Annotated in this window: 15 protein-coding genes and 1 pseudogene; 14 read left to right on the top strand and 2 right to left on the bottom strand. The window is 60.7% G+C overall.

The genetic code is table 11. The features are described from left to right. The first annotated feature begins 201 nt into the window (after positions 1-201). The 12 genes and pseudogenes from pilM (at position 202) to ACZRMO_RS12185 (ending at position 16,299) form a co-directional block, all read left to right on the top strand. Positions 202-855, top strand: coding sequence for a type IV pilus biogenesis protein PilM (pilM, locus tag ACZRMO_RS12240; protein ID WP_463973027.1), 654 nt, complete (start codon positions 202-204; stop codon positions 853-855). Further along, a complete protein-coding gene (locus ACZRMO_RS12235) occupies positions 855-1,406 on the top strand; it encodes a PilN domain-containing protein (RefSeq protein ID WP_463973026.1) in 552 nt (183 codons plus the stop codon). The genes pilM and ACZRMO_RS12235 overlap by 1 nt, the downstream gene beginning before the upstream one ends. Next, entirely contained in the window at positions 1,403-2,374 is a 972-nt protein-coding gene (locus tag ACZRMO_RS12230) for a pilus assembly protein PilP (protein ID WP_463973025.1), read from the top strand. The genes ACZRMO_RS12235 and ACZRMO_RS12230 overlap by 4 nt, the downstream gene beginning before the upstream one ends. Before the next feature lie 139 nt (positions 2,375-2,513). Beyond that, positions 2,514-3,755 (top strand): annotated as a pseudogene (locus tag ACZRMO_RS12225) (type IV pilus secretin PilQ); the annotation flags it as partial. A gap of 4 nt (positions 3,756-3,759) precedes the next feature. Then, a complete protein-coding gene (aroK, locus tag ACZRMO_RS12220; protein WP_016979191.1) occupies positions 3,760-4,278 on the top strand; it encodes a shikimate kinase AroK in 519 nt (172 codons plus the stop codon). 125 nt (positions 4,279-4,403) lie between these two features. Further along, the gene (gene aroB, locus ACZRMO_RS12215) at positions 4,404-5,504 is read left to right on the top strand and encodes a 3-dehydroquinate synthase (protein ID WP_192298340.1); all 1,101 of its coding nucleotides are present in this window, start codon (positions 4,404-4,406) and stop codon (positions 5,502-5,504) included. 10 nt (positions 5,505-5,514) lie between these two features. Beyond that, positions 5,515-7,089 carry an AAA family ATPase gene (locus ACZRMO_RS12210; RefSeq protein WP_463973024.1) on the top strand — a complete coding sequence of 525 codons (1,575 nt, stop codon included), beginning with the start codon at positions 5,515-5,517 and terminating at the stop codon, positions 7,087-7,089. 351 nt (positions 7,090-7,440) lie between these two features. After that, complete coding sequence (gltB, locus tag ACZRMO_RS12205) at positions 7,441-11,886, top strand: glutamate synthase large subunit (RefSeq protein ID WP_463973023.1); 4,446 nt, start codon at positions 7,441-7,443, stop codon at positions 11,884-11,886. 32 nt (positions 11,887-11,918) lie between these two features. After that, positions 11,919-13,337 (top strand): FAD-dependent oxidoreductase, encoded by a 1,419-nt coding sequence (locus tag ACZRMO_RS12200; RefSeq protein WP_016979195.1) that lies wholly within the window; start codon positions 11,919-11,921, stop codon positions 13,335-13,337. Positions 13,338-13,580: 243 nt separating this feature from the next. Beyond that, the gene (gene hemE / locus ACZRMO_RS12195; RefSeq protein WP_257782689.1) at positions 13,581-14,648 is read left to right on the top strand and encodes a uroporphyrinogen decarboxylase; all 1,068 of its coding nucleotides are present in this window, start codon (positions 13,581-13,583) and stop codon (positions 14,646-14,648) included. Positions 14,649-14,783: 135 nt separating this feature from the next. Continuing rightward, positions 14,784-15,035 carry a helix-turn-helix transcriptional regulator gene (locus ACZRMO_RS12190; protein WP_207041261.1) on the top strand — a complete coding sequence of 84 codons (252 nt, stop codon included), beginning with the start codon at positions 14,784-14,786 and terminating at the stop codon, positions 15,033-15,035. Then, positions 15,028-16,299 (top strand): type II toxin-antitoxin system HipA family toxin, encoded by a 1,272-nt coding sequence (locus ACZRMO_RS12185; RefSeq protein ID WP_463973022.1) that lies wholly within the window; start codon positions 15,028-15,030, stop codon positions 16,297-16,299. Before ACZRMO_RS12190 ends, ACZRMO_RS12185 begins: the two co-directional genes overlap by 8 nt. Before the next feature lie 24 nt (positions 16,300-16,323). On the opposite strand, the gene ACZRMO_RS12180 is transcribed toward ACZRMO_RS12185, so the two are convergent. Next, positions 16,324-17,598 (bottom strand): MFS transporter, encoded by a 1,275-nt coding sequence (locus tag ACZRMO_RS12180; RefSeq protein WP_463973021.1) that lies wholly within the window; start codon positions 17,596-17,598, stop codon positions 16,324-16,326. Positions 17,599-17,722: 124 nt separating this feature from the next. Between ACZRMO_RS12180 and ACZRMO_RS12175 the strand changes: the two genes are divergently transcribed. Then, positions 17,723-18,616, top strand: a complete 894-nt coding sequence (locus ACZRMO_RS12175; RefSeq protein WP_463973020.1) for a LysR family transcriptional regulator — start codon at positions 17,723-17,725, stop codon at positions 18,614-18,616. Between the two features lie 139 nt (positions 18,617-18,755). Beyond that, on the top strand, positions 18,756-19,307 hold the full coding sequence (locus ACZRMO_RS12170) for a hypothetical protein (protein WP_463973019.1): 552 nt from the start codon (positions 18,756-18,758) through the stop codon (positions 19,305-19,307). A 218-nt stretch (positions 19,308-19,525) separates the two neighbouring features. Here ACZRMO_RS12170 and ACZRMO_RS12165 read toward each other — a convergent pair whose 3' ends face one another. Further along, positions 19,526-19,969 (bottom strand): hypothetical protein, encoded by a 444-nt coding sequence (locus ACZRMO_RS12165; protein WP_463973018.1) that lies wholly within the window; start codon positions 19,967-19,969, stop codon positions 19,526-19,528. Between the last annotated feature and the right edge of the window lie 14 nt (positions 19,970-19,983).

The following is a 19,983-nucleotide window of genomic DNA, read 5'->3' as shown; positions in this document are numbered from 1 at the left end:
CTTTTGGATTTCCAGAGAAAAGAATGGGTTAGGCGTCGGGGCATGCATGGCTAACGATGGATCGACCCGGGCTGTAGGTAAAAAGCGGGGAAAAACGCTGGGCATTAAAGCATTTTTCGGCTTGGGGCGTCATTCGCGCCTGCTCAGCGGCCAACCGGCGGTAGGCCCGCCGTTATGACAGGGAAAGTTTTGGGGAGTTTTATGAGAAAGGGATTTTTCAGGCGAAAAGTTGATGCCGTCCTCGGCGTCGACATCAGCGACACGGCGATCCGGCTGGTCGAACTGGGCCATTCAAGCAGCGGTTACACCGTCAGAGGCTACGCCACACAGGCGCTGCCGTTGCGTGCGGTGGTTGATGGCAACTTGCTAGACCTTGAGTCGGTAGGGCTTGCACTGCAGCAGGCAGTGGCCCGATTGCACACGTCAGCCAGGTACGCGGCAATTGCTGTGGCAGGCCCGTCGGTCATTACCCAGGTGATCGACATGGAGGCCGGGCTCAGCGACGAAGAGGTGGGCTGGCGGATTCAGATGGAGGCCGACCAATACATTCCCTATCCATTGGATGACGTGGCCATCGACTATCACGTGCAGGGCCCATGCGCCCAGGACCCGGCGCGGGTCGAGGTGTTGTTGGCGGCCTGTCTCAGGGAACAGGTCGAGGCGCGTGAGGCCGTTTTGGCCCAGGCCGGGCTGGTGGCGCGGGTGGTGGATGTCGAAGGGTTTGCATTGGCGCGTGCTTGCAGTCAGGATTTCGCCAGCTTCACGCCGGGCCGTCGAGTCGATGGCGCACAATGGGCCGTGGATGCCCAGGGAATGGGAGTTGCTTGCGGGTTGGCCCTGAGGAGTTTCGCTTGATGACACGAATCAACCTTTTACCTTGGCGTCAGGCTCTGGCAGAACGGCGGCGCAAGTTTTTCCTGATGTTGCTGCTGGCGTTCGCCTGTGTGGCGCTCGCCGCGGTGTGGCTGGCGGACCAAGTGATCGACCAGGCGATCGATCGGCAAGTCACGCGCAACAGCCACCTCGACAAGGACCTCGCCGTCCAGGATTCACGTATCAAGACCATCGACGACCTGCACGTGCAAAGCCAGCAATTGGCGCAGCGCATGAGGGTTGTCGAGGACTTGCACGATGGGCGCTCGGCCGGCGCCCAGTTGCTGGACCAGTTGGCGCGCGCCGTGCCGGAGGGTGTGCACCTGCATGAAGTGGTGGCCAAGGGCGATACGGTGAGTATTCGTGGCAGCGCTGAATCCAGCCAGGACATCGCCCAGTTGATGCGTCGCCTGGAGGCCACTGAAGGCGCCCATGCCACCCGTTTGCAGCACGTGCGAACGGAAGGCGCGCGCGGCGCCAATGAATTCCAGTTGATGGTGCGCCAGGGAGAGTCTGACGAGGTGCAACCTTGAGCCTGCCCAGGCTCGATCTTTCTGCGCTCACTCACAACGCTGCACATTGGCCCCTGCCTGGCAAAGTCTTGCTGGGTGGCGCGTTGGCAGGCCTGTTGTTTGTGGTGGGTGACCTTGTGTACCTGAGCCCTGCGCGGGAACGGTTGCACCAGGCCGAGGTGCAGGAAGTGGCCCTGAAACAGCAAATCGCGCAAAAAACTGCCTTGGCTGCCGGTCTGGAGGGGCGGGCCCGTCAGATGGAACTGATGCAGACAAAGGTTGATCGGCTTTTTCAAGCGCTGCCCGCTGAATCCGCAATGCCCGGCCTGCTGGAAGACATTGCGCGGCTGGCATTGGCCAATGGTTTGTTGGTTGAAAGTGTCACGCCGCTGGATGAGCAGCCACAGGCTTTTTATGTCGAGCAACCGGTGGCGGTTGGCGTCAGTGGCGGCTATCACGACCTGGCAATGTTCGTCAGCGCATTGGGTGGCCTGTCCCGATTCGCCACGGCCCATGAGGTTGCCCTGCGCCCGGAGGGCAGGCTGCTGCGTCTTGAGCTGCTGGTGAAGAGCTATTGGCGTACGTCTGCGGGCGGTCGGCAGGCTGAGCCCATCACGCCGGGAGCGCGCTTTGTCTACGACTCATCCGGCCTGCGCGATCCGTTTACGCCGCTGGCCGTTCAGGCTGATCACGCGCGTGGGCGGCCAGCCCGGGCGCCGGACCTCACGCGGCCGCGTGGCGCCCTGGAAGCGTTCGCAGTCGACCAGTTCGAAATGGTCGGCACTCTGTCTCGTGGCATGCAGGCTTTCGTTCTGCTGCGCATGGCCTCTACCGTGCACCGGCTGGCGGTCGGTGATTACCTGGGGCCGGATCACGGTCGGGTCACGGCCATTTACGCTGGGCATGTCGAGCTGGTCGAGTTGTTCCCCGATGAACAGGGTGCATGGCTGGAGCGCCCGCGAACCCTCGTGTTAAACGTCAACTCATAACGGAATCAAATCAATGAAAAGGACTTTCTTGTCCTTCGGTGTGGCGCTATGGATAGCGTTCACGGCACCGATGGCTGTTGCTGTGCCCAATCGCGTAGACCTGATCCAGCTGCCGCCGCCTCAGGCTTTGGCGGGGGACAGGCTCAACCTCAACTTCCAGAACATCGAATTGCGTGCGGTATTGCAGCAAATTGCCGACGTGGCGGGCCTCAACCTGGTGGCCAGTGATGACGTGCAAGGCTCGATCACTCTGCGTCTCAAGGATGTGCCCTGGGACCAGGCGCTCGACCTGGTGCTGCAAGCCAAGGGCCTCGATAAGCGGATCAAAGCTGGCGTGTTGCTGGTGGCGCCGGCTGAGGAATTGGCCGCCCGCGAACTGCTTGTGCTGGAATCCCGCCGGCAAATGGCCGAGCTGGCGCCGCTGCGTCGCGAGCTGTTGCAGGTCAATTACGCCAAGGCGGCGGACCTGGCCAAGCTCTTCCAATCGGTGACGGGCCTGGAAGGCAGCACCGATGAGCGCGGCTCGGTGGCGGTGGATGACCGCACCAACAACATCATTGCCTACCAGACCGGCGAGCGGCTGGACGAGCTGCGGCGGATCGTGGCGCAACTGGATATCCCGGTGCGCCAGGTGATGATCGAGGCACGGATTGTCGAGGCCAATGTGGATTACGACAAAAGCCTGGGCGCGCGCTGGGGTGGGCGGCTCAATCGCGGGAACTGGGCGGCTGGCGGAATTCCCAAGCCTTTAGCGGAGGGCGCAGAACCGCCGGAAAACCCGCCCAGCTCGCCGTTTGTCGATTTGGGGGCGATTACCGGCACTTCGGGCCTGGGCGTCGCCTATATCACCGACAACCTGTTGCTGGACCTGGAACTGACCGCCATGGAGAAAACCGGCAACGGTGAAATCGTCTCACAGCCCAAGGTAGTCACGTCCGACAAGGAAACCGCGCGCATCCTCAAGGGCACCGAGATCCCCTACCAGGAATCCAGCTCCAGCGGCGCCACCTCGGTGTCGTTCAAGGAGGCCTCGCTGTCCCTGGAAGTCACCCCGCAAATCACCCCCGACGGCCACGTGATCATGGAGGTCAAGGTCACCAAGGACGAGCCCGACTACCTGAACAAACTCAACGACGTGCCGCCGATCAAGAAGAACGAAGTCAACGCCAAGGTGCTGGTCAAGGATGGCGAGACCATCGTCATCGGCGGGGTTTTCTCCAATACCCAAAGCAAAGTGGTAGATAAAGTGCCATTTTTGGGCGATGTGCCGTATCTTGGCCGCCTTTTCCGGCGCGATGTGCTGGCGGAGAAAAAATCCGAGCTGCTGGTATTCCTGACTCCGCGTATTATGAATAACCAGGCGATTGCTGTGAGTCGTTGATTCTGTGCGAAATTTGATTCTTGTAGGACCGATGGGGGCTGGAAAAAGCACCATCGGCCGTTTGCTGGCCAAAGAGCTGCGCCTGCCATTCAAAGATTCCGACAAGGAAATTGAATTGCGCACGGGTGCCAATATCCCATGGATCTTCGATAAGGAAGGCGAGCTGGGCTTTCGTGACCGCGAGCAGGCGATGATCGCCGAGCTGTGCGGCCTCGATGGCGTGGTATTGGCCACCGGCGGCGGCGCAGTCATGCGCGAAGAAAACCGTCGGGCGCTGCATGCCGGTGGTCGGGTGGTCTATCTGCATGCCTCGGTCGAGCAGCAGGTGGGCCGTACCGCCCGCGATCGCAATCGCCCGCTGCTGCGCACGGCCAACCCGGAGAAAACCTTGCGGGACCTGCTCACGCTGCGCGACCCGCTGTATCGGGAAATCGCCGATCTGGTGGTGGAAACCGATGAGCGGCCGCCGCGGATGGTGGTTCTCGATATTCTTGAGCGCCTGCAACGGCTGCCACCCCGTTAAAGCCAGGCCCGAAATGCGCTATTCTCGGCGGCGCGCCATCACCTCCTGAGGTGTGGCGTAGAGCCATCAGGTAACGCCCCATCTCGGCGTTGCCGGTCGTCACACCATCTCTAACGCGGGGACACATGCAGACACTTAAGGTCGATCTAGGCGAGCGCAGCTACCCGATCCATATTGGCGAGGGTCTGCTGGACCAGCCCGAGTTGCTCGCACCACACATTGCTGGGCGGCAAGTGGCGATCATCTCCAACGAAACGGTCGCGCCGCTGTATCTAGAGCGTCTGAGCCGCAGCCTTGCGGCGTATTCGGTGATCTCGGTGATCCTGCCCGACGGCGAAGCCCACAAAAACTGGGAAACCCTGCAACTGATCTTCGATGGCCTGCTGACTGCACGCCATGACCGCCGCACCACCGTGATCGCCCTGGGCGGCGGTGTGATCGGCGACATGGCTGGCTTTGCGGCGGCCTGCTACCAGCGTGGCGTGGACTTTATTCAGGTGCCGACCACCTTGCTGTCCCAGGTCGATTCGTCGGTGGGTGGCAAGACCGGTATCAACCACCCGCTGGGCAAGAACATGGTCGGCGCGTTCTACCAGCCGCAGGCTGTACTGATCGACACCGCGACCCTCAATACCCTGCCTCCCCGCGAGTTGTCGGCGGGCCTGGCGGAAGTCATCAAGTACGGGCTGATCTGCGACGAGCCGTTCCTGGCCTGGCTGGAGGAACACGTCGATGCCTTGCGCAACCTTGACCAGGTGGCACTCACCGAAGCGATTTCCCGCTCCTGCGCCGCCAAGGCGCTGGTGGTGAATGCCGACGAACGGGAGTCCGGCGTACGGGCCACCTTGAACCTCGGCCACACCTTCGGCCATGCGATCGAAACGCACATGGGCTATGGTGTGTGGTTGCATGGGGAGGCCGTAGCGGCTGGCACAGTGATGGCATTGGACATGTCGCAACGCCTGGGCTGGATCAGCGCCCAGGAGCGGGATCGTGGTATCCGCCTGTTCCAGCGCGCCGGTTTGCCGGTCATCCCGCCTGAAGAGATGACCGAGGCGGACTTCCTCGAACATATGGCGATAGACAAGAAAGTGATCGACGGTCGACTGCGACTGGTGCTGCTGCGCCGCATGGGCGAAGCCGTGGTAACCGACGATTATCCAAAAGAGATTTTACAAGCCACGCTGGGAGCGGATTACCGCGCCCTGGCTCAGCTGAAAGGTTAATCAGATCCCGATGACTAGTTTGCATGCCGACGAGGCGTTCCTCGGCCACTACCAGTTAAGCCACGACCCTTTTGCTCCACGGGTGCCTGGTTTCAAATTCTTCCCGGCCCAGCGCAAGCCAGTGCTGGGGCAACTGCACCACCTGGCGCGCTACAGCCAGTTGTTGCTGGTGGTTACCGGCCCGTTGGGCAGCGGCAAGACCTTGCTGCGCCAGGCGTTGGTGGCGAGCACCAACAAGCAATCGGTACAGAGCGTGGTGGTCTCTGCTCGCGGTGCCGGTGATGCGGCTGGCGTGCTGCGCCAGGTGGCCCAGGCGCTGGACGTGTCCACGGCCGAGCCGAACGCGATCCTCAAGCAAGTGGTGCAACTGGGCCTGACCGGCCAGGAAGTCTATTTGCTGGTGGATGACGCCGAGCAGCTCGACGAATCCGCCCTCGAAGCGCTGCTGGCGCTGGCCGCCGGTACGCCGGAAGGTCGCCCGCATGTGTTCCTGTTTGGTGAGTCGTCGCTGATCGCCGATCTGGAGCAGATCAGCGGTGATCAAGAGCTGTTCCACGTGATCGAATTGCAGCCGTACGAAGAAGAAGAAACCCGCGAATACCTGGCTCAACGCCTGGAAGGCGCAGGCGCCGGTATCGAACTTTTCACGGCAAATCAGATCTCTGATATTCACGAAAGCTCCGACGGCTGGCCTGGCACCATCAACCAGGTTGCCCGCGATGCCATGATCGAAGCCATGATTGCCAGCCGCTCTGCGGTCAAGCGTCCAAAGATGGGGTTCACTATGCCTAAGAAGCACGTATTGGCTATTTCCGCAGTTGTTGTGGTTGCTGTTGCCGCCGCCTGGTTGATCCCGGGTCGCAGCAAGGCACCGACCACTGCCGGCGCGCCAACCGAACAGGCGCAGTTGCCACTGGGCAAGCCTACTCCAAACGTTGAATTCGCCAACTCCGGCCAGCCGACCAACCTGCCGATGGTCGGTCAGCCGGTGATGCGCGGCCCGCTCGCCGAAGAAGCCGGTGGCATCTCCGAAGGCGACGACGGCGTGCCGGTGGAAGGTTCCAGCGCTACGCCGCCAACCGTCACCACCACCGCGCCACCTGCAGGCGTGCCGGCAGGCCAGCCAGCCGCAGTGGCCAAGCCGACGCCGACGCCGGCACCGACTGTCGCCACCGCCAAGCCGGCGCCAGTGACCAAGCCGGTTGTCGCCGCGCCTGCGCCTGCTGCCAAGCCAGCCCCGGTCCCGGCCGCCAAGCCGGCTGAAAAGCCTGTCACCGTCGCTAAAGCGGGCGCTGCGGGCAGCGGTTGGTATGGCAGCCAGCCTGCCAGCAACTTCGTGGTGCAGATCCTCGGCACCAGTTCCGAAGCCAACGCCCAGGCGTTCGTGAAAGAGCAGGGCGGCGAGTACCGTTATTTCAAGAAAGTGCTCAACGGCAAGCCTCTCTACGTGGTCACCTACGGCAACTTCTCCAGCCGTGCAGCCGCTGATTCTGCGATCAAATCCTTGCCAGCGAAGGTTCAGGCTGGTAAACCTTGGCCTCGCACTGTCGCCAGCGTTCAACAAGAACTGGCAGCAACTCGCTGAAGATCCGGCGGCCTTACCCAGGCCGCCCTCCCGGCACCTCAAAAAAAAACGCATGGCGTGCAGTCTCTAGAGACCGCGCGCTTTGTGGTGTCTGCGTCACAGTGGCTTTTGAGTCGTAGCGGTCAGAATTAAAAAAGTTTTGACTAGCACAGCATATCGCTTTAAACCTTTCATAAATGCGACATAGATTTGCGACATTTCGTCGCTAAATTTGTGAGCGTCTGTGTCGGTGTGTACAATGACCTCCCTTTTGCCCCCGCTAAGCCGGCGTACGTTCGGCGTGGAAGGTAACCGGTTGAATTGAAAAGAAATTTGCCTCGATATAAGAGGCAGCCTGGTGAGAAAGTGTCTATGAAAGCAGGTCTGTACCAACCCGATGAATTCAAGGATAACTGCGGTTTCGGCCTGATAGCCCATATGCAGGGCGAGCCCAGTCATACCCTTTTGCAAACGGCCATCGAGGCCCTGACCTGCATGACCCACCGCGGTGGGATCAACGCCGACGGCAAGACCGGTGACGGTTGTGGCTTGCTGATTCAAAAGCCCGACCTGTTCCTGCGCGCTGTCGCCAAAGAGCAATTTGCGGTCGACCTGCCCAAGCAATACGCCGTGGGCATGGTGTTCTTCAACCAGGACCCGGTCAAAGCCCAAGCCGCTCGCGAAAACATGAACCGCGAAATCGTCGCTGCCGGCCTGCAACTCGTCGGCTGGCGCAAAGTGCCGATCGACACCAGCGTCCTCGGCCGCCTCGCGCTTGAGCGCCTGCCGCAGATCGAACAAGTGTTCATCGCCGGTGATGGCCTGAGCGACCAGGACATGGCGATCAAGCTGTTCACCTCGCGTCGTCGTTCGTCGGTCTCCAACGCCGCCGACACCGAGCACTACATCTGCAGCTTTTCCCACAAGACCATCATTTACAAAGGCCTGATGATGCCGGCGGACCTCACCGCCTTCTATCCAGACCTGAGCGATGAGCGCCTGCAAACCGCAATCTGCGTGTTCCACCAGCGTTTCTCCACCAACACCCTGCCGAAATGGCCGCTGGCCCAGCCATTCCGCTTCCTCGCCCACAACGGCGAAATCAACACCATCACCGGCAACCGCAACTGGGCCGTGGCCCGTCGCACCAAGTTCGCCAACGATTTGATGGACCTGGAAGAGCTCGGCCCGCTGGTCAACCGCGTCGGCTCCGACTCCTCCAGCATGGACAACATGCTCGAACTGATGGTCACCGGCGGCATCGACCTGTTCCGTGGCGTGCGCATGATCATTCCGCCAGCGTGGCAGAACGTCGAAACCATGGACCCGGACCTGCGTGCATTCTACGAGTACAACTCGATGCACATGGAGCCGTGGGACGGCCCGGCCGGCGTCGTAATGACCGACGGCCGCTACGCGGTGTGCCTGCTTGACCGTAACGGCCTGCGCCCGGCGCGTTGGGTGACCACCACCAACGGCTTTATCACCCTTGCGTCGGAAATCGGCGTGTGGAACTACCAGCCGGAAGACGTGATTGCCAAAGGCCGTGTCGGCCCTGGGCAGATCCTCGCCGTGGACACCGAAACCGGGCAGATCCTCGACACCGATGCGATCGACAACCGCTTGAAGTCCCGTCACCCGTACAAGCAATGGCTGCGCAAGAACGCCCTGCGCATCCAGGCGACCATGGAAGACAACGACCACGGTTCGGCTTTCTATGACGTCGACCAGCTCAAGCAATACATGAAGATGTACCAGGTCACGTTCGAAGAGCGCGACCAGGTGCTGCGCCCGCTCGGCGAGCAAGGCTACGAGGCCGTCGGCTCCATGGGCGATGACACGCCGATGGCCGTGCTGTCCCAGCGCGTGCGCACGCCGTACGACTACTTCCGCCAGCAGTTCGCCCAGGTAACCAACCCACCGATCGATCCGCTGCGCGAAGCCATCGTGATGTCGCTGGAAGTGTGCCTCGGTGCCGAGCGCAACATCTTCCAGGAATCCCCTGAGCACGCCTCCCGCGTGATCCTCAGCTCGCCTGTGATTTCCCCGGCGAAATGGCGTTCGTTGATGACCCTGGATCGCCCAGGCTTCGACCGCCAGATCATCGACCTGAACTACGACGAGAGCCTCGGCCTTGAAGCCGCTGTGCGCAACGTCGCCGACCAGGCCGAAGAAGCCGTGCGCGCCGGTCGTACCCAGATCGTTTTGACCGACCGTCACATCGCCCCGGGCAAGCTGCCGATCCACGCCTCCCTGGCCACTGGCGCGGTACACCACCGCCTGACCGAAAAAGGCCTGCGCTGCGACTCCAACATCCTCGTCGAAACCGCCACCGCCCGTGACCCGCACCACTTTGCGGTGCTGATCGGTTTCGGCGCCTCGGCGGTGTATCCGTTCCTCGCGTACGAAGTACTCGGCGACCTGATCCGCACCGGTGAAGTGCTGGGCGACCTCTACGAGGTGTTCAAGAACTACCGCAAAGGCATCACCAAGGGCCTGCTGAAGATCCTGTCGAAGATGGGCATCTCCACCGTCACGTCTTATCGCGGTGCGCAGCTGTTCGAAGCCATCGGCCTGTCCGAAGAAGTCTGCGACCTGAGCTTCCGTGGCGTGCCAAGCCGCATCAAGGGCGCGCGTTTTGTCGACATCGAAGCCGAGCAGAAAGCTCTGGCCGCCGAAGCCTGGAGCGCGCGCAAGCCGATCCAGCAAGGCGGCCTGCTGAAGTTCGTGCACGGTGGCGAATACCACGCGTACAACCCGGACGTGGTCAACACCCTGCAAGCCGCCGTGCAGCAGGGCGACTACGCCAAGTTCAAGGAATACACGAGCCTGGTGGACAACCGCCCGGTCTCGATGATCCGCGACCTGTTCAAGGTGAAGACCCTGGACACGCCGATGGACATCAGCGAAGTCGAGCCGCTGGAATCGATCCTCAAGCGCTTCGACTCTGCCGGTATCTCCCTGGGCGCCTTGTCGCCTGAGGCCCACGAAGCCCTGGCCGAAGCCATGAACCGCCTGGGTGCGCGTTCCAACTCCGGCGAAGGCGGCGAAGACCCGGCGCGCTACGGCACCATCAAGAGCTCGAAAATCAAGCAGGTCGCGACTGGCCGTTTTGGCGTGACCCCGGAATACCTGGTCAACGCCGAAGTGCTGCAGATCAAGGTGGCCCAAGGCGCCAAGCCGGGCGAAGGCGGTCAACTGCCAGGTGGCAAGGTCAACGGCCTGATCGCCAAGCTGCGTTATGCAGTGCCGGGCGTGACCCTGATTTCGCCACCGCCGCACCACGACATCTACTCGATTGAAGACTTGTCGCAGCTGATTTTCGACCTGAAACAAGTCAACCCGCAGGCCCTGGTCTCGGTGAAACTGGTGGCAGAAGCCGGCGTGGGCACCATCGCCGCTGGCGTGGCCAAGGCCTATGCCGACCTGATCACCATCTCCGGCTACGACGGCGGCACCGGCGCTTCGCCGCTGACCTCCATCAAGTACGCCGGTGCACCGTGGGAACTGGGCCTGGCTGAAACCCACCAGACCCTGCGCGGCAACGACCTGCGCGGCAAAGTGCGGGTGCAGACTGACGGCGGCCTGAAAACCGGCCTCGACGTGATCAAGGCCGCGATCCTCGGCGCCGAAAGTTTCGGCTTCGGCACCGCGCCAATGATCGCCCTGGGCTGCAAATACCTGCGCATCTGCCACCTGAACAACTGCGCCACCGGCGTGGCGACCCAGAACGAGAAGCTGCGCAAGGATCACTACATCGGCACCGTCGACATGGTGGTGAACTTCTTCACCTACGTCGCCGAAGAAACCCGTGAGTGGCTGGCCAAGCTCGGCGTGCGTTCCCTTGAAGAGCTGATCGGTCGCACCGATCTGCTGGAAATCCTCCAGGGCCAGACCGCCAAGCAGCACCACCTGGACCTGACGCCGCTGCTCGGCAGTGATCACATTCCGGCCGACAAACCGCAGTTCTGCGGCGTCGAGCGCAACCCGCCGTTCGACAAAGGCCTGCTGGCCGAGAAGATGGTGGAAATCGCCGGATCGTCGATCAACGACGCCAGCGGTGGCGACTTCGCCCTGGATATCTGCAACTGCGACCGTTCCATCGGCGCCCGCATCTCCGGCGAAATCGCGCGCAAGCACGGCAACCAAGGCATGGCGAAAGCGCCGATCACCTTCCGCTTCAAAGGCACTGCGGGCCAGAGCTTCGGCGTGTGGAACGCCGGTGGCCTGCACATGTACCTGGAAGGCGACGCCAACGACTACGTGGGCAAGGGCATGACCGGCGGCAAGCTGGTGATTGTTCCGCCTAAAGGCAGCGTCTACAAGACCCAGGACAGTGCCATCATCGGCAACACCTGCTTGTACGGCGCCACCGGTGGCAAGCTGTTCGCCGCCGGTACTGCCGGTGAGCGTTTCGCCGTGCGCAACTCCGGTGCCCACACCGTGGTGGAAGGCACTGGCGATCACTGCTGCGAGTACATGACCGGGGGCTTTGTCGCGGTACTGGGCAAGACCGGTTACAACTTCGGTTCGGGCATGACCGGCGGTTTCGCCTACGTGCTCGACCAGGACAACACCTTCGTCGACAAGGTCAACCACGAGTTGGTCGAGATCCAGCGGATCAGCGGCGAAGCCATGGAGTCCTACCGGAACCACTTGCAGCACGTGCTGGACGAGTACGTCGAGGAGACCGGCAGCGAATGGGGCCGCAACCTCGCCGAAAACCTCGATGATTACCTGCGTCGTTTCTGGCTGGTCAAGCCCAAGGCTGCCAACCTGAAATCGTTGCTTTCCAGCATCCGTGCCAACCCGCAGTGATATGCGCCTGAAGAGTTTGATGAGGTTTTAACATGGCTGAACGTCTGAATAACGACTTCCAGTTCATCGATGTCGGGCGCAAAGATCCGAAGAAGAAACTGTTGCGTCAACGCAAGAAAGAGTTCGTGGAAATCTACGAACCCTTCAAACCCCAGCACTCGGCCGACCAGGCCCATCGCTGCCTGGGTTGCGGTAACCCGTATTGCGAATGGAAGTGCCCGGTGCACAACTTCATTCCCAACTGGCTCAAGCTGGTGGCCGAGGGCAACATCCTCGCCGCCGCGGAGCTGTCGCACCAGACCAACACCCTGCCGGAAGTGTGCGGCCGGGTGTGCCCGCAAGACCGTCTGTGCGAGGGTGCGTGCACCCTTAACGACGGCTTTGGCGCGGTGACCATCGGCTCGGTGGAGAAGTACATCACCGACACCGCGTTCGCCATGGGCTGGCGCCCGGACATGTCCAAGGTCAAGCCGACCGGCAAGCGCGTCGCCATCATCGGCGCCGGCCCTGCCGGCCTGGGCTGCGCCGACGTATTGGTGCGTGGCGGCGTGACTCCGGTGGTGTTCGACAAGAACCCGGAAATCGGCGGCCTGCTGACCTTCGGCATCCCCGAGTTCAAGCTGGAAAAAACCGTCCTTAGCCACCGTCGTGAAGTGTTCACCGGCATGGGTATCGAGTTCCGTCTCAATACCGAAATCGGCAAAGACATCACCATGGAGCAACTGCTCGAAGAATACGATGCCGTGTTCATGGGCATGGGCACCTACACCTACATGAAAGGCGGCTTTGCCGGTGAGGACCTGCCGGGCGTTTACGACGCGTTGGACTTCCTGATCGCGAACGTCAATCGCAACCTGGGCTTTGAAAAGTCGCCGGAAGATTTCGTCGACATGAAAGGCAAGAAGGTCGTGGTACTGGGCGGTGGTGACACCGCGATGGACTGCAACCGTACGTCGATCCGCCAGGGCGCCAAGTCGGTGACCTGTGCCTATCGTCGTGACGAAGCCAACATGCCCGGCTCGCGCAAAGAGGTGAAGAACGCCAAGGAAGAAGGTGTGAAATTCCTCTACAACCGCCAGCCGATTGCCATCGTTGGTGAAGACCGCGTCGAAGGCGTGAAGGTGGTCGAGACCCGTCTCGGCGAACCGGACGCCCGTGGCCGTCGCAGCCCTGAGCCGATCCCGGGTTCCGAAGAAATCATCCCGGCCGACGCCGTGGTCATCGCTTTCGGCTTCCGTCCAAGCCCGGCGCCGTGGTTCGAGCAGTTCCAGATCCAGACCGACAGCCAGGGCCGCGTTGTTGCCCCGGAACAAGGCCAGTACAAGCACCAGACCAGCAACCCGAAGATCTTCGCCGGTGGCGATATGGTGCGCGGTTCTGACCTGGTGGTCACCGCGATCTTCGAAGGCCGCAATGCCGCTGAAGGCATCCTGGACTACTTGCAGGTCTGACCCCGATCCCACGCTGAAATGGGATCAAACTGTGGGAGCGGGCTTGCTCGCGAATGCGGAGTATCAGTCACCAGATGTGTCGACTGACCCACCGCTTTCGCGAGCAAGCCCGCTCCCACATTTAGTTTCAGCGTGTTCAAGACATTGCTTCAAATCAACCCGATAGACAAAAGGCACGGCGCACTCCGTGCCTTTTGCGTCCGGCTCTGAGAAAATGCCCGCACTTTTTTTGCGGATGCCGACATGACTGCCCTCAAGAACGACCGTTTCCTTCGTGCCCTGCTCAAGCAACCCGTGGACGTCACCCCTGTGTGGATGATGCGCCAGGCCGGTCGCTACCTGCCGGAATACCGCGCCAGCCGCGCCAACGCCGGCGACTTCATGAGCCTGTGCATGAACCCGGAGTTCGCCTGCGAAGTCACCCTGCAGCCGCTGGACCGCTATCCGCAACTGGACGCGGCCATCCTTTTCTCCGACATTCTCACCATCCCTGATGCCATGGGCCAAGGCCTGTACTTCGAAACCGGCGAAGGCCCGCGTTTCAAGAAAGTCGTCAGCACCCTGGCCGATATCGAAGCCCTGCCGATCCCTGATCCGCACAAGGACCTCGGCTACGTGATGGACGCCGTCAGCACCATCCGCCGCGAGCTCAATGGCCGTGTGCCGCTGATCGGCTTCTCCGGCAGCCCCTGGACCCTGGCCACCTACATGGTCGAAGGCGGCTCGTCGAAAGACTTCCGCAAGACCAAGGCCATGCTCTACGACAACCCGCAAGCCATGCACCTGCTGCTGGACAAGCTGGCCCAGTCGGTCACCTCCTACCTCAACGCGCAGATCATGGCCGGCGCGCAAGCCGTGCAGATCTTCGATACCTGGGGCGGCAACCTGTCGTCGGCGGCGTACCAGGAATTCTCCCTGGCCTACATGCGCAAGATCGTCAGCGGCCTGATCCGCGAACACGAAGGCCGCAAAGTGCCGGTGATCATGTTCACCAAGGGCGGCGGCCTGTGGCTGGAAAGCATCGCCGACGCCGGTGCCGACGCACTCGGCCTGGACTGGACCTGCGACCTCGGCGAAGCCCGCCAGCGCGTGGGCAACCGCGTGGCGCTGCAAGGCAACATGGACCCGACCGTGCTGTACGCCAAGCCGGAAGCGATCCGCACCGAAGTCGGCCGTATCCTCGCCAGCTACGGCAAGGGCAGTGGGCACGTGTTCAACCTGGGGCATGGCATTACGCCGGAAGTGAACCCGGAGCATGCCGGTGCGTTCTTGCGTGCGGTGCATGAACTGTCCGCGCAGTATCACGAGTGATCGCTGCCCAATAAAAACGCCCGGTTTATGCCGGGCGTTTTTGTTTGAGGTCAGCGGACGTAAGGTGCTTGTTATGTCCGCTATTGCGGACATAACATGCGATACGCATCTTCAAAGTCCGTTTTGGGTGACATTATGTTGCTGATCAACCCGCCTGATTTGGGCGACAGAATACGACAACTGCGCCGAGCCAAAGGCTATAGCCAAGCGCAACTGGCGGATCGGGCCAAGTGCAACCGCAAGACCATCATGGATCTTGAAGCGGGTGAAAATGTTGCGATGTATACGGTGTTCAGGGTGATTTCTGCTTTGGGAATGGCATTGGAAGTTGTCGATAAACGCATTGATCTCAAATCCCTGGCGGACCTGGTGGAGCACGATGAGTAGAGTCAAATTGCTCAACGTCCTCACTCCTCAGGGGCGCTCAGGCGAATTGTCCAAAGGCTCGCAGTTCGCGTTTTCCTATTCGTCAGCTGATGCCGAGCGAGAGGCATCGCTGGTCATGCCCTATGACCCGACACCTTCAGTCAGCAATGGATTGCATCCAATTTTCGATATGAACGTACCAGAAGGTTTTCTGGCCGATCAGATCAAGCGACGGATGGCCAAGCACATGCAGGTGGATGAAATGCGCCTGTTGTCGGTGATCGGTGGCAATCAGATTGGTCGGCTGACGTACCAGAATCCTGCCGAGGTATCAGTTCCCGTAACGGCTCAGGTGGGGCTCCAGCAAATACTGTCAGCCGATAGCTCCCAGGGCGTCTTCGAGTTTCTGGTGGAGACCTATTTCGAGTCGGGTATATCCGGCGTGCAGCCCAAGGTGCTGGTGCCTGATCTGGACAAGCTGGCCGGCAACCGCAAAACCATGCTCAGTTCTGACCTGATCGTGAAATCTGGCGCCGATGAGTATGCTCACTTGGCACAGAACGAGTTCCTTTGCATGGAAGCTGCCCGCATGGCGGGCATGGAGACACCACCTTTCTGGTTGTCCGAAGGGGGGGATCTGTTTGTCATGGAGCGCTTTGACCTTACTCCCTCGGGGCGGCTTGGTTTTGAAGACATGGCCGTGCTGTTGGGGCTCAACAAAGATCCCCATGACAACTACAAGTATTCCCAGAGCTACGAAACCCTCGCTGCGGTGATCAATCATGTCTGTGCGCAAGGTGAACCGCTACGTGAGCTTGAGCGGTTTTTCTCATCGGTTTGCTTGTCGGTCATGGTGCGTAACGGTGACGCACACCTGAAAAACTTTGGTGTGATCTACACCCATCCGGGCGCTCGTGAGACGGTGCAGATAGCGCCTGTATTCGATGTCACCACTACCACTGTGTATGAGAACTACAACCCCAAGTCTGGCCGTTCATTGGTTGACCGTACCCTGGCAATCAAGATGAACAAGGTGAAGGCTTATCCAGATCGCCAGCAACTGATGGAATTTGGTCGTAAGTACTGCGCGGTGGAGAAGCCTGGGATGATCATCGAGCGAATTGCTGAGGCGATGTCCGAGGCGCTTATTGCGCATCAAGCGCGCATCGACGTCGAGTTGTTTTCGGCGATGCAGGCCGAGTGGGATGGGGGCCGTGCGATGGCGCTCCATGACTCGGTCAGCACTGGAATGAAGCGCAAGCCTGTGGCGAAAAAACCGCGGTGAAGCGGTTTTTTTTCTAACACGAAGTCATGTCGTTGCTTGCCCCAGCGGCGGCAACTTCGCCAACTTCAACGCCACCAGCAACGCCCCAACCAACAACGCCACGATAAACCCACCAATCCCATTCCACTCGGCGTAATGCCAGAAGAACCCGCCCGCCGTCCCCGCCACGCTCGACCCCGCGTAATAGCAGAACAGGTACAACGACGACGCCTGGCCCTTGGCCTTCACCGCGCGGCGGCCGATCCAACTGCTGGCCACCGAGTGGGCGCCGAAGAAACCGAAGGTGAAGATCAGCATGCCCGGCACCACCAGCCACAACGGGGTAAACAGCGTCAGGGCGATACCGGCAAGCATCAATACGATGGTGGCCCACAGCACACGGCGGCGGCCGAGGCGGTCGGCGAGGGAGCCGATTTTCGCCGAGCTGTAGATGCCCGAGAGGTACACCAGCGACAACAGGCCGACCACGGCCTGGCTCAAGTCATACGGATCGCCCAGCAGGCGATAGCCGATGTAGTTGAACATCGTCACGAATGCGCCCATCAACAGGAACGCTTCGAGGAACAGCCACGGCAGGCCGGCGTCCTTGAAATGCATGACAAAGCCATCCAGCAGGCTGCGCGGCTTGAGGCTGCTGGCGCGGAAGTTGCGCGATTCGGGGAGGATTTTCCAGAACACTGTTGCCGCGATCAGCGCCAGGGCGCCGATGATCAATGTAGCGGTGTGCCAACTGACAAAGTCGATCAGCACGCCCATGATCAAGCGCCCGCTCATGCCGCCAATCGCGTTGCCACCGATGTACAAGCCCATGGCCAGGCCGATGTGTTGCGGGTGGATTTCTTCGCTCAGGTAGGTCATCGCGACGGCGGCCAGGCCGCTCAATGACAAGCCCACCAATGCGCGCATCAGCAGAATCCCTTCCCACGTCGGCATCAAGCCACTGGCGATGGTCGCCAGCGCGGCGCAGAACAGGGCTGAAACCATGACCGGCTTGCGTCCCAAGCGGTCGGAAATCGGCCCGGTGATCAGCAGGCCGCAGGCGAGCATTGCGGTGGCGACCGACAAGATCAGGCTGCTTTGCGCCGCATTGATGGAAAACTCGTGGGACAGCGCCGGCATCATCGGCTGTACGCAATACAGCAGGGCAAAGGTGGCAAAACCGCCGGAGAACAGCGCCAGCACCGTGCGCATGAACATCGGCGTGCCTTTTTCGATGTACGCGTCATTGAGCTGGGCCACCACCTCATCCAGGGCAGTGGGCGGGACTTCTTGAGCGAGTGGAGCGACAGCAGAATTCACGGGGACCTCGGGGAGGGAAAGCGTGCCAGGACCGGCCATGCAAAAAAGAATATAGCTGGCTAATGATTCTTTCCAATATATTGTTCGACCTGTTTGAGAGCTTTTACGACCTAATGAGGCTGGCATGGAATTACGACATCTGCGGTACTTCATCGCCGTCGCCGAAGAACTGCATTTCGGCCGCGCCGCGCAAGTGCTGGGCATCTCGCAACCGCCGCTGAGCCAGCAGATCCAGGCGCTGGAGCAAGAGGTGGGGGCGCGTTTGTTTGAGCGTACCAATCGTCGGGTCGAGCTGAGCGAAGCGGGGCGCTTGTTCCTGCATGAGGCGCGGTTGGTGCTGGCCCAGGTGGACAAGGCGGCGGACGTGGCACGCCGTGCGCAGTTGGGTGAGCTGGGGGAATTGAAGATCGGCTTCACCTCGTCAGCGCCCTTCAACGCCAGCATTCCCCAGGCGATCTTTGCGTTTCGCCAGGCGTTCCCGGCGGTTCACCTCAACTTGCAGGAGATGAGCAGCACCCAGGTCGCCGAGTCGCTGGTGGACGAGTCGATCCAGGTCGGCCTGATGCGCCCGCTGCCATTGCCGGATTCGCTGAGTGTGGTCGAGTTGATGCGCGAGCCGCTGGTAGCCGTATTGAACGCCGGCCACCCGTTGGTGGACGGCAGTGAGCGTGGCTTGCACCTGGCGCAATTGGCGGAGGAACCGTTTGTGTTTTTCCCGCGCAGCTATGGCAGTGGGCTCTATGCGCAGCTGATCAACCTGGCCCGTGACGCCGGTTTCAGCCCGCACTTCGCCCAGGAAGCGGGGGAGGCGATGACCATCATCGGCCTGGTGGCCGCGGGATTGGGCGTATCGGTGCTGCCAGCGTCTTACCAGCGCATCCGCATTGATGGCGTGGTCTATCGCACGTTGCTGGATGAGGAGGCGGTGACGGCGGTGTGGCTGGTGCAGCGCAAGGGTGCGCAGACGCCGATGGCGCAGGGGTTTGTGGAGTTGTTGACGCGTAAGGCAGCAGTGTAATGGGGAGCACTGATTCTTCTGGCGGCTTACAGGTGATAAAGCAGTAACTGCTCATAATTAATTGATATAGATAACTGTATTTTCTGACAGGTGACCCGGGCCTATGCCATCGATACCGTAGTGTGCAACTCAATCAACCATGGTTGGTTTTCAGGTTTCTTGTGCAAAGGGGTTTAAAGTGGTCATCACGCCAGTGGCTGCGAACTTTCCGTTTCTTTTGCCTGGCACCACCATGTCGGCTGCTTTTGACCCGCTGCCGTTTCCCCCACTTCCGCCGTTTCCGCCGCCAGGCTGGGCCTGGATGAGAAGTGTGGCGCCCAAAATAACCCAGCCGTTCGGGCCAAACTATTACCAACTGGAATATCTGTTGCCGAGCAGTACGAGGATTGGCGATGTTTTCGAGTTCTATCTAGTGGATGTGATTATTCCTTTCCCAGTGTTGATCGCAACGTTTGTGCTAGATGATTACTCGGCGTTTTTTGCGCTGCGAAGATACGGCGGCGTGTTTATTCGAGGCGAAAGGCCGGTGCAGGGTTTGATCAATCTAGGTATTACGCCCGGAACTTATGATCTTCAATGTATTCACTACGGCCAGCCAGTGCCCATACCACCTCTTCCGGCCCCTCCCGGTGCGCAAACCCCACTTCGGACCGTTGCGGTCAGCTTCGTTAATAGCTATGCGGTTGTCTGACGGATCAAGGCTCCCATACATGATCTTCAGGGTTTTCCAATCAGGGTTGCTCAGGCACACTCCCCCCGTTCCCGAAAGGGGCTTGTGAGACTCTGAGGATCCTGGGCAACCAGCCATCGCAGAGCCAGGCAGGACGCGGCGATGACAAGCCAACCTGTTTGTGAAGAGGGCGCCGAAAGGCGCCCTTTGTCGTTTCTGGAGAAACCACAACCTCAGCTTTACTTGGTAGTGCCGGTTTGCTCAAACAGCTGCGCCGCCGAGCCTGCCTCGTTTGCGCCATTGCTGCGCAACCCGGCCAGGATGTCGTGGTCGAGGTTGTTCACCCAACGGTTGTAGTTGCGGTGGATCTTGCCGTCCTTGTAGCCCAGGTCGCGGCTGTCGCGGTAGGTGATGGCGTAGCTGTTGCGGGTGTAGCGGATGTCGATGGCGGCGTAATATTGGTTGCGAATGGTGATTTCGGCCTGCACCAGTTGCGGGCTCAGGCGCTGCACGGTCCACTCGCGTTTTTGCAGTGCGCTGACAATCACCGTCTTCATTTTTTCTTCGCTGATCTGGATGTCGGCCGGCAGTTCGTGCTGGGTGTTAAGCACGGGTTTGCTGGTGCAGCCGGCGGTGGTCAGCAGGGCCAGGGTGATCAGGGTGGCGCGTAGCAAGGAAGACATTCCGTATTCTCCAA

Source organism: Pseudomonas sp. B611, from assembly GCF_055407965.1.
The sequence above is the reverse complement of the archived record's forward strand: the minus strand, read 5'-3'. Positions and strand labels throughout refer to the sequence as shown.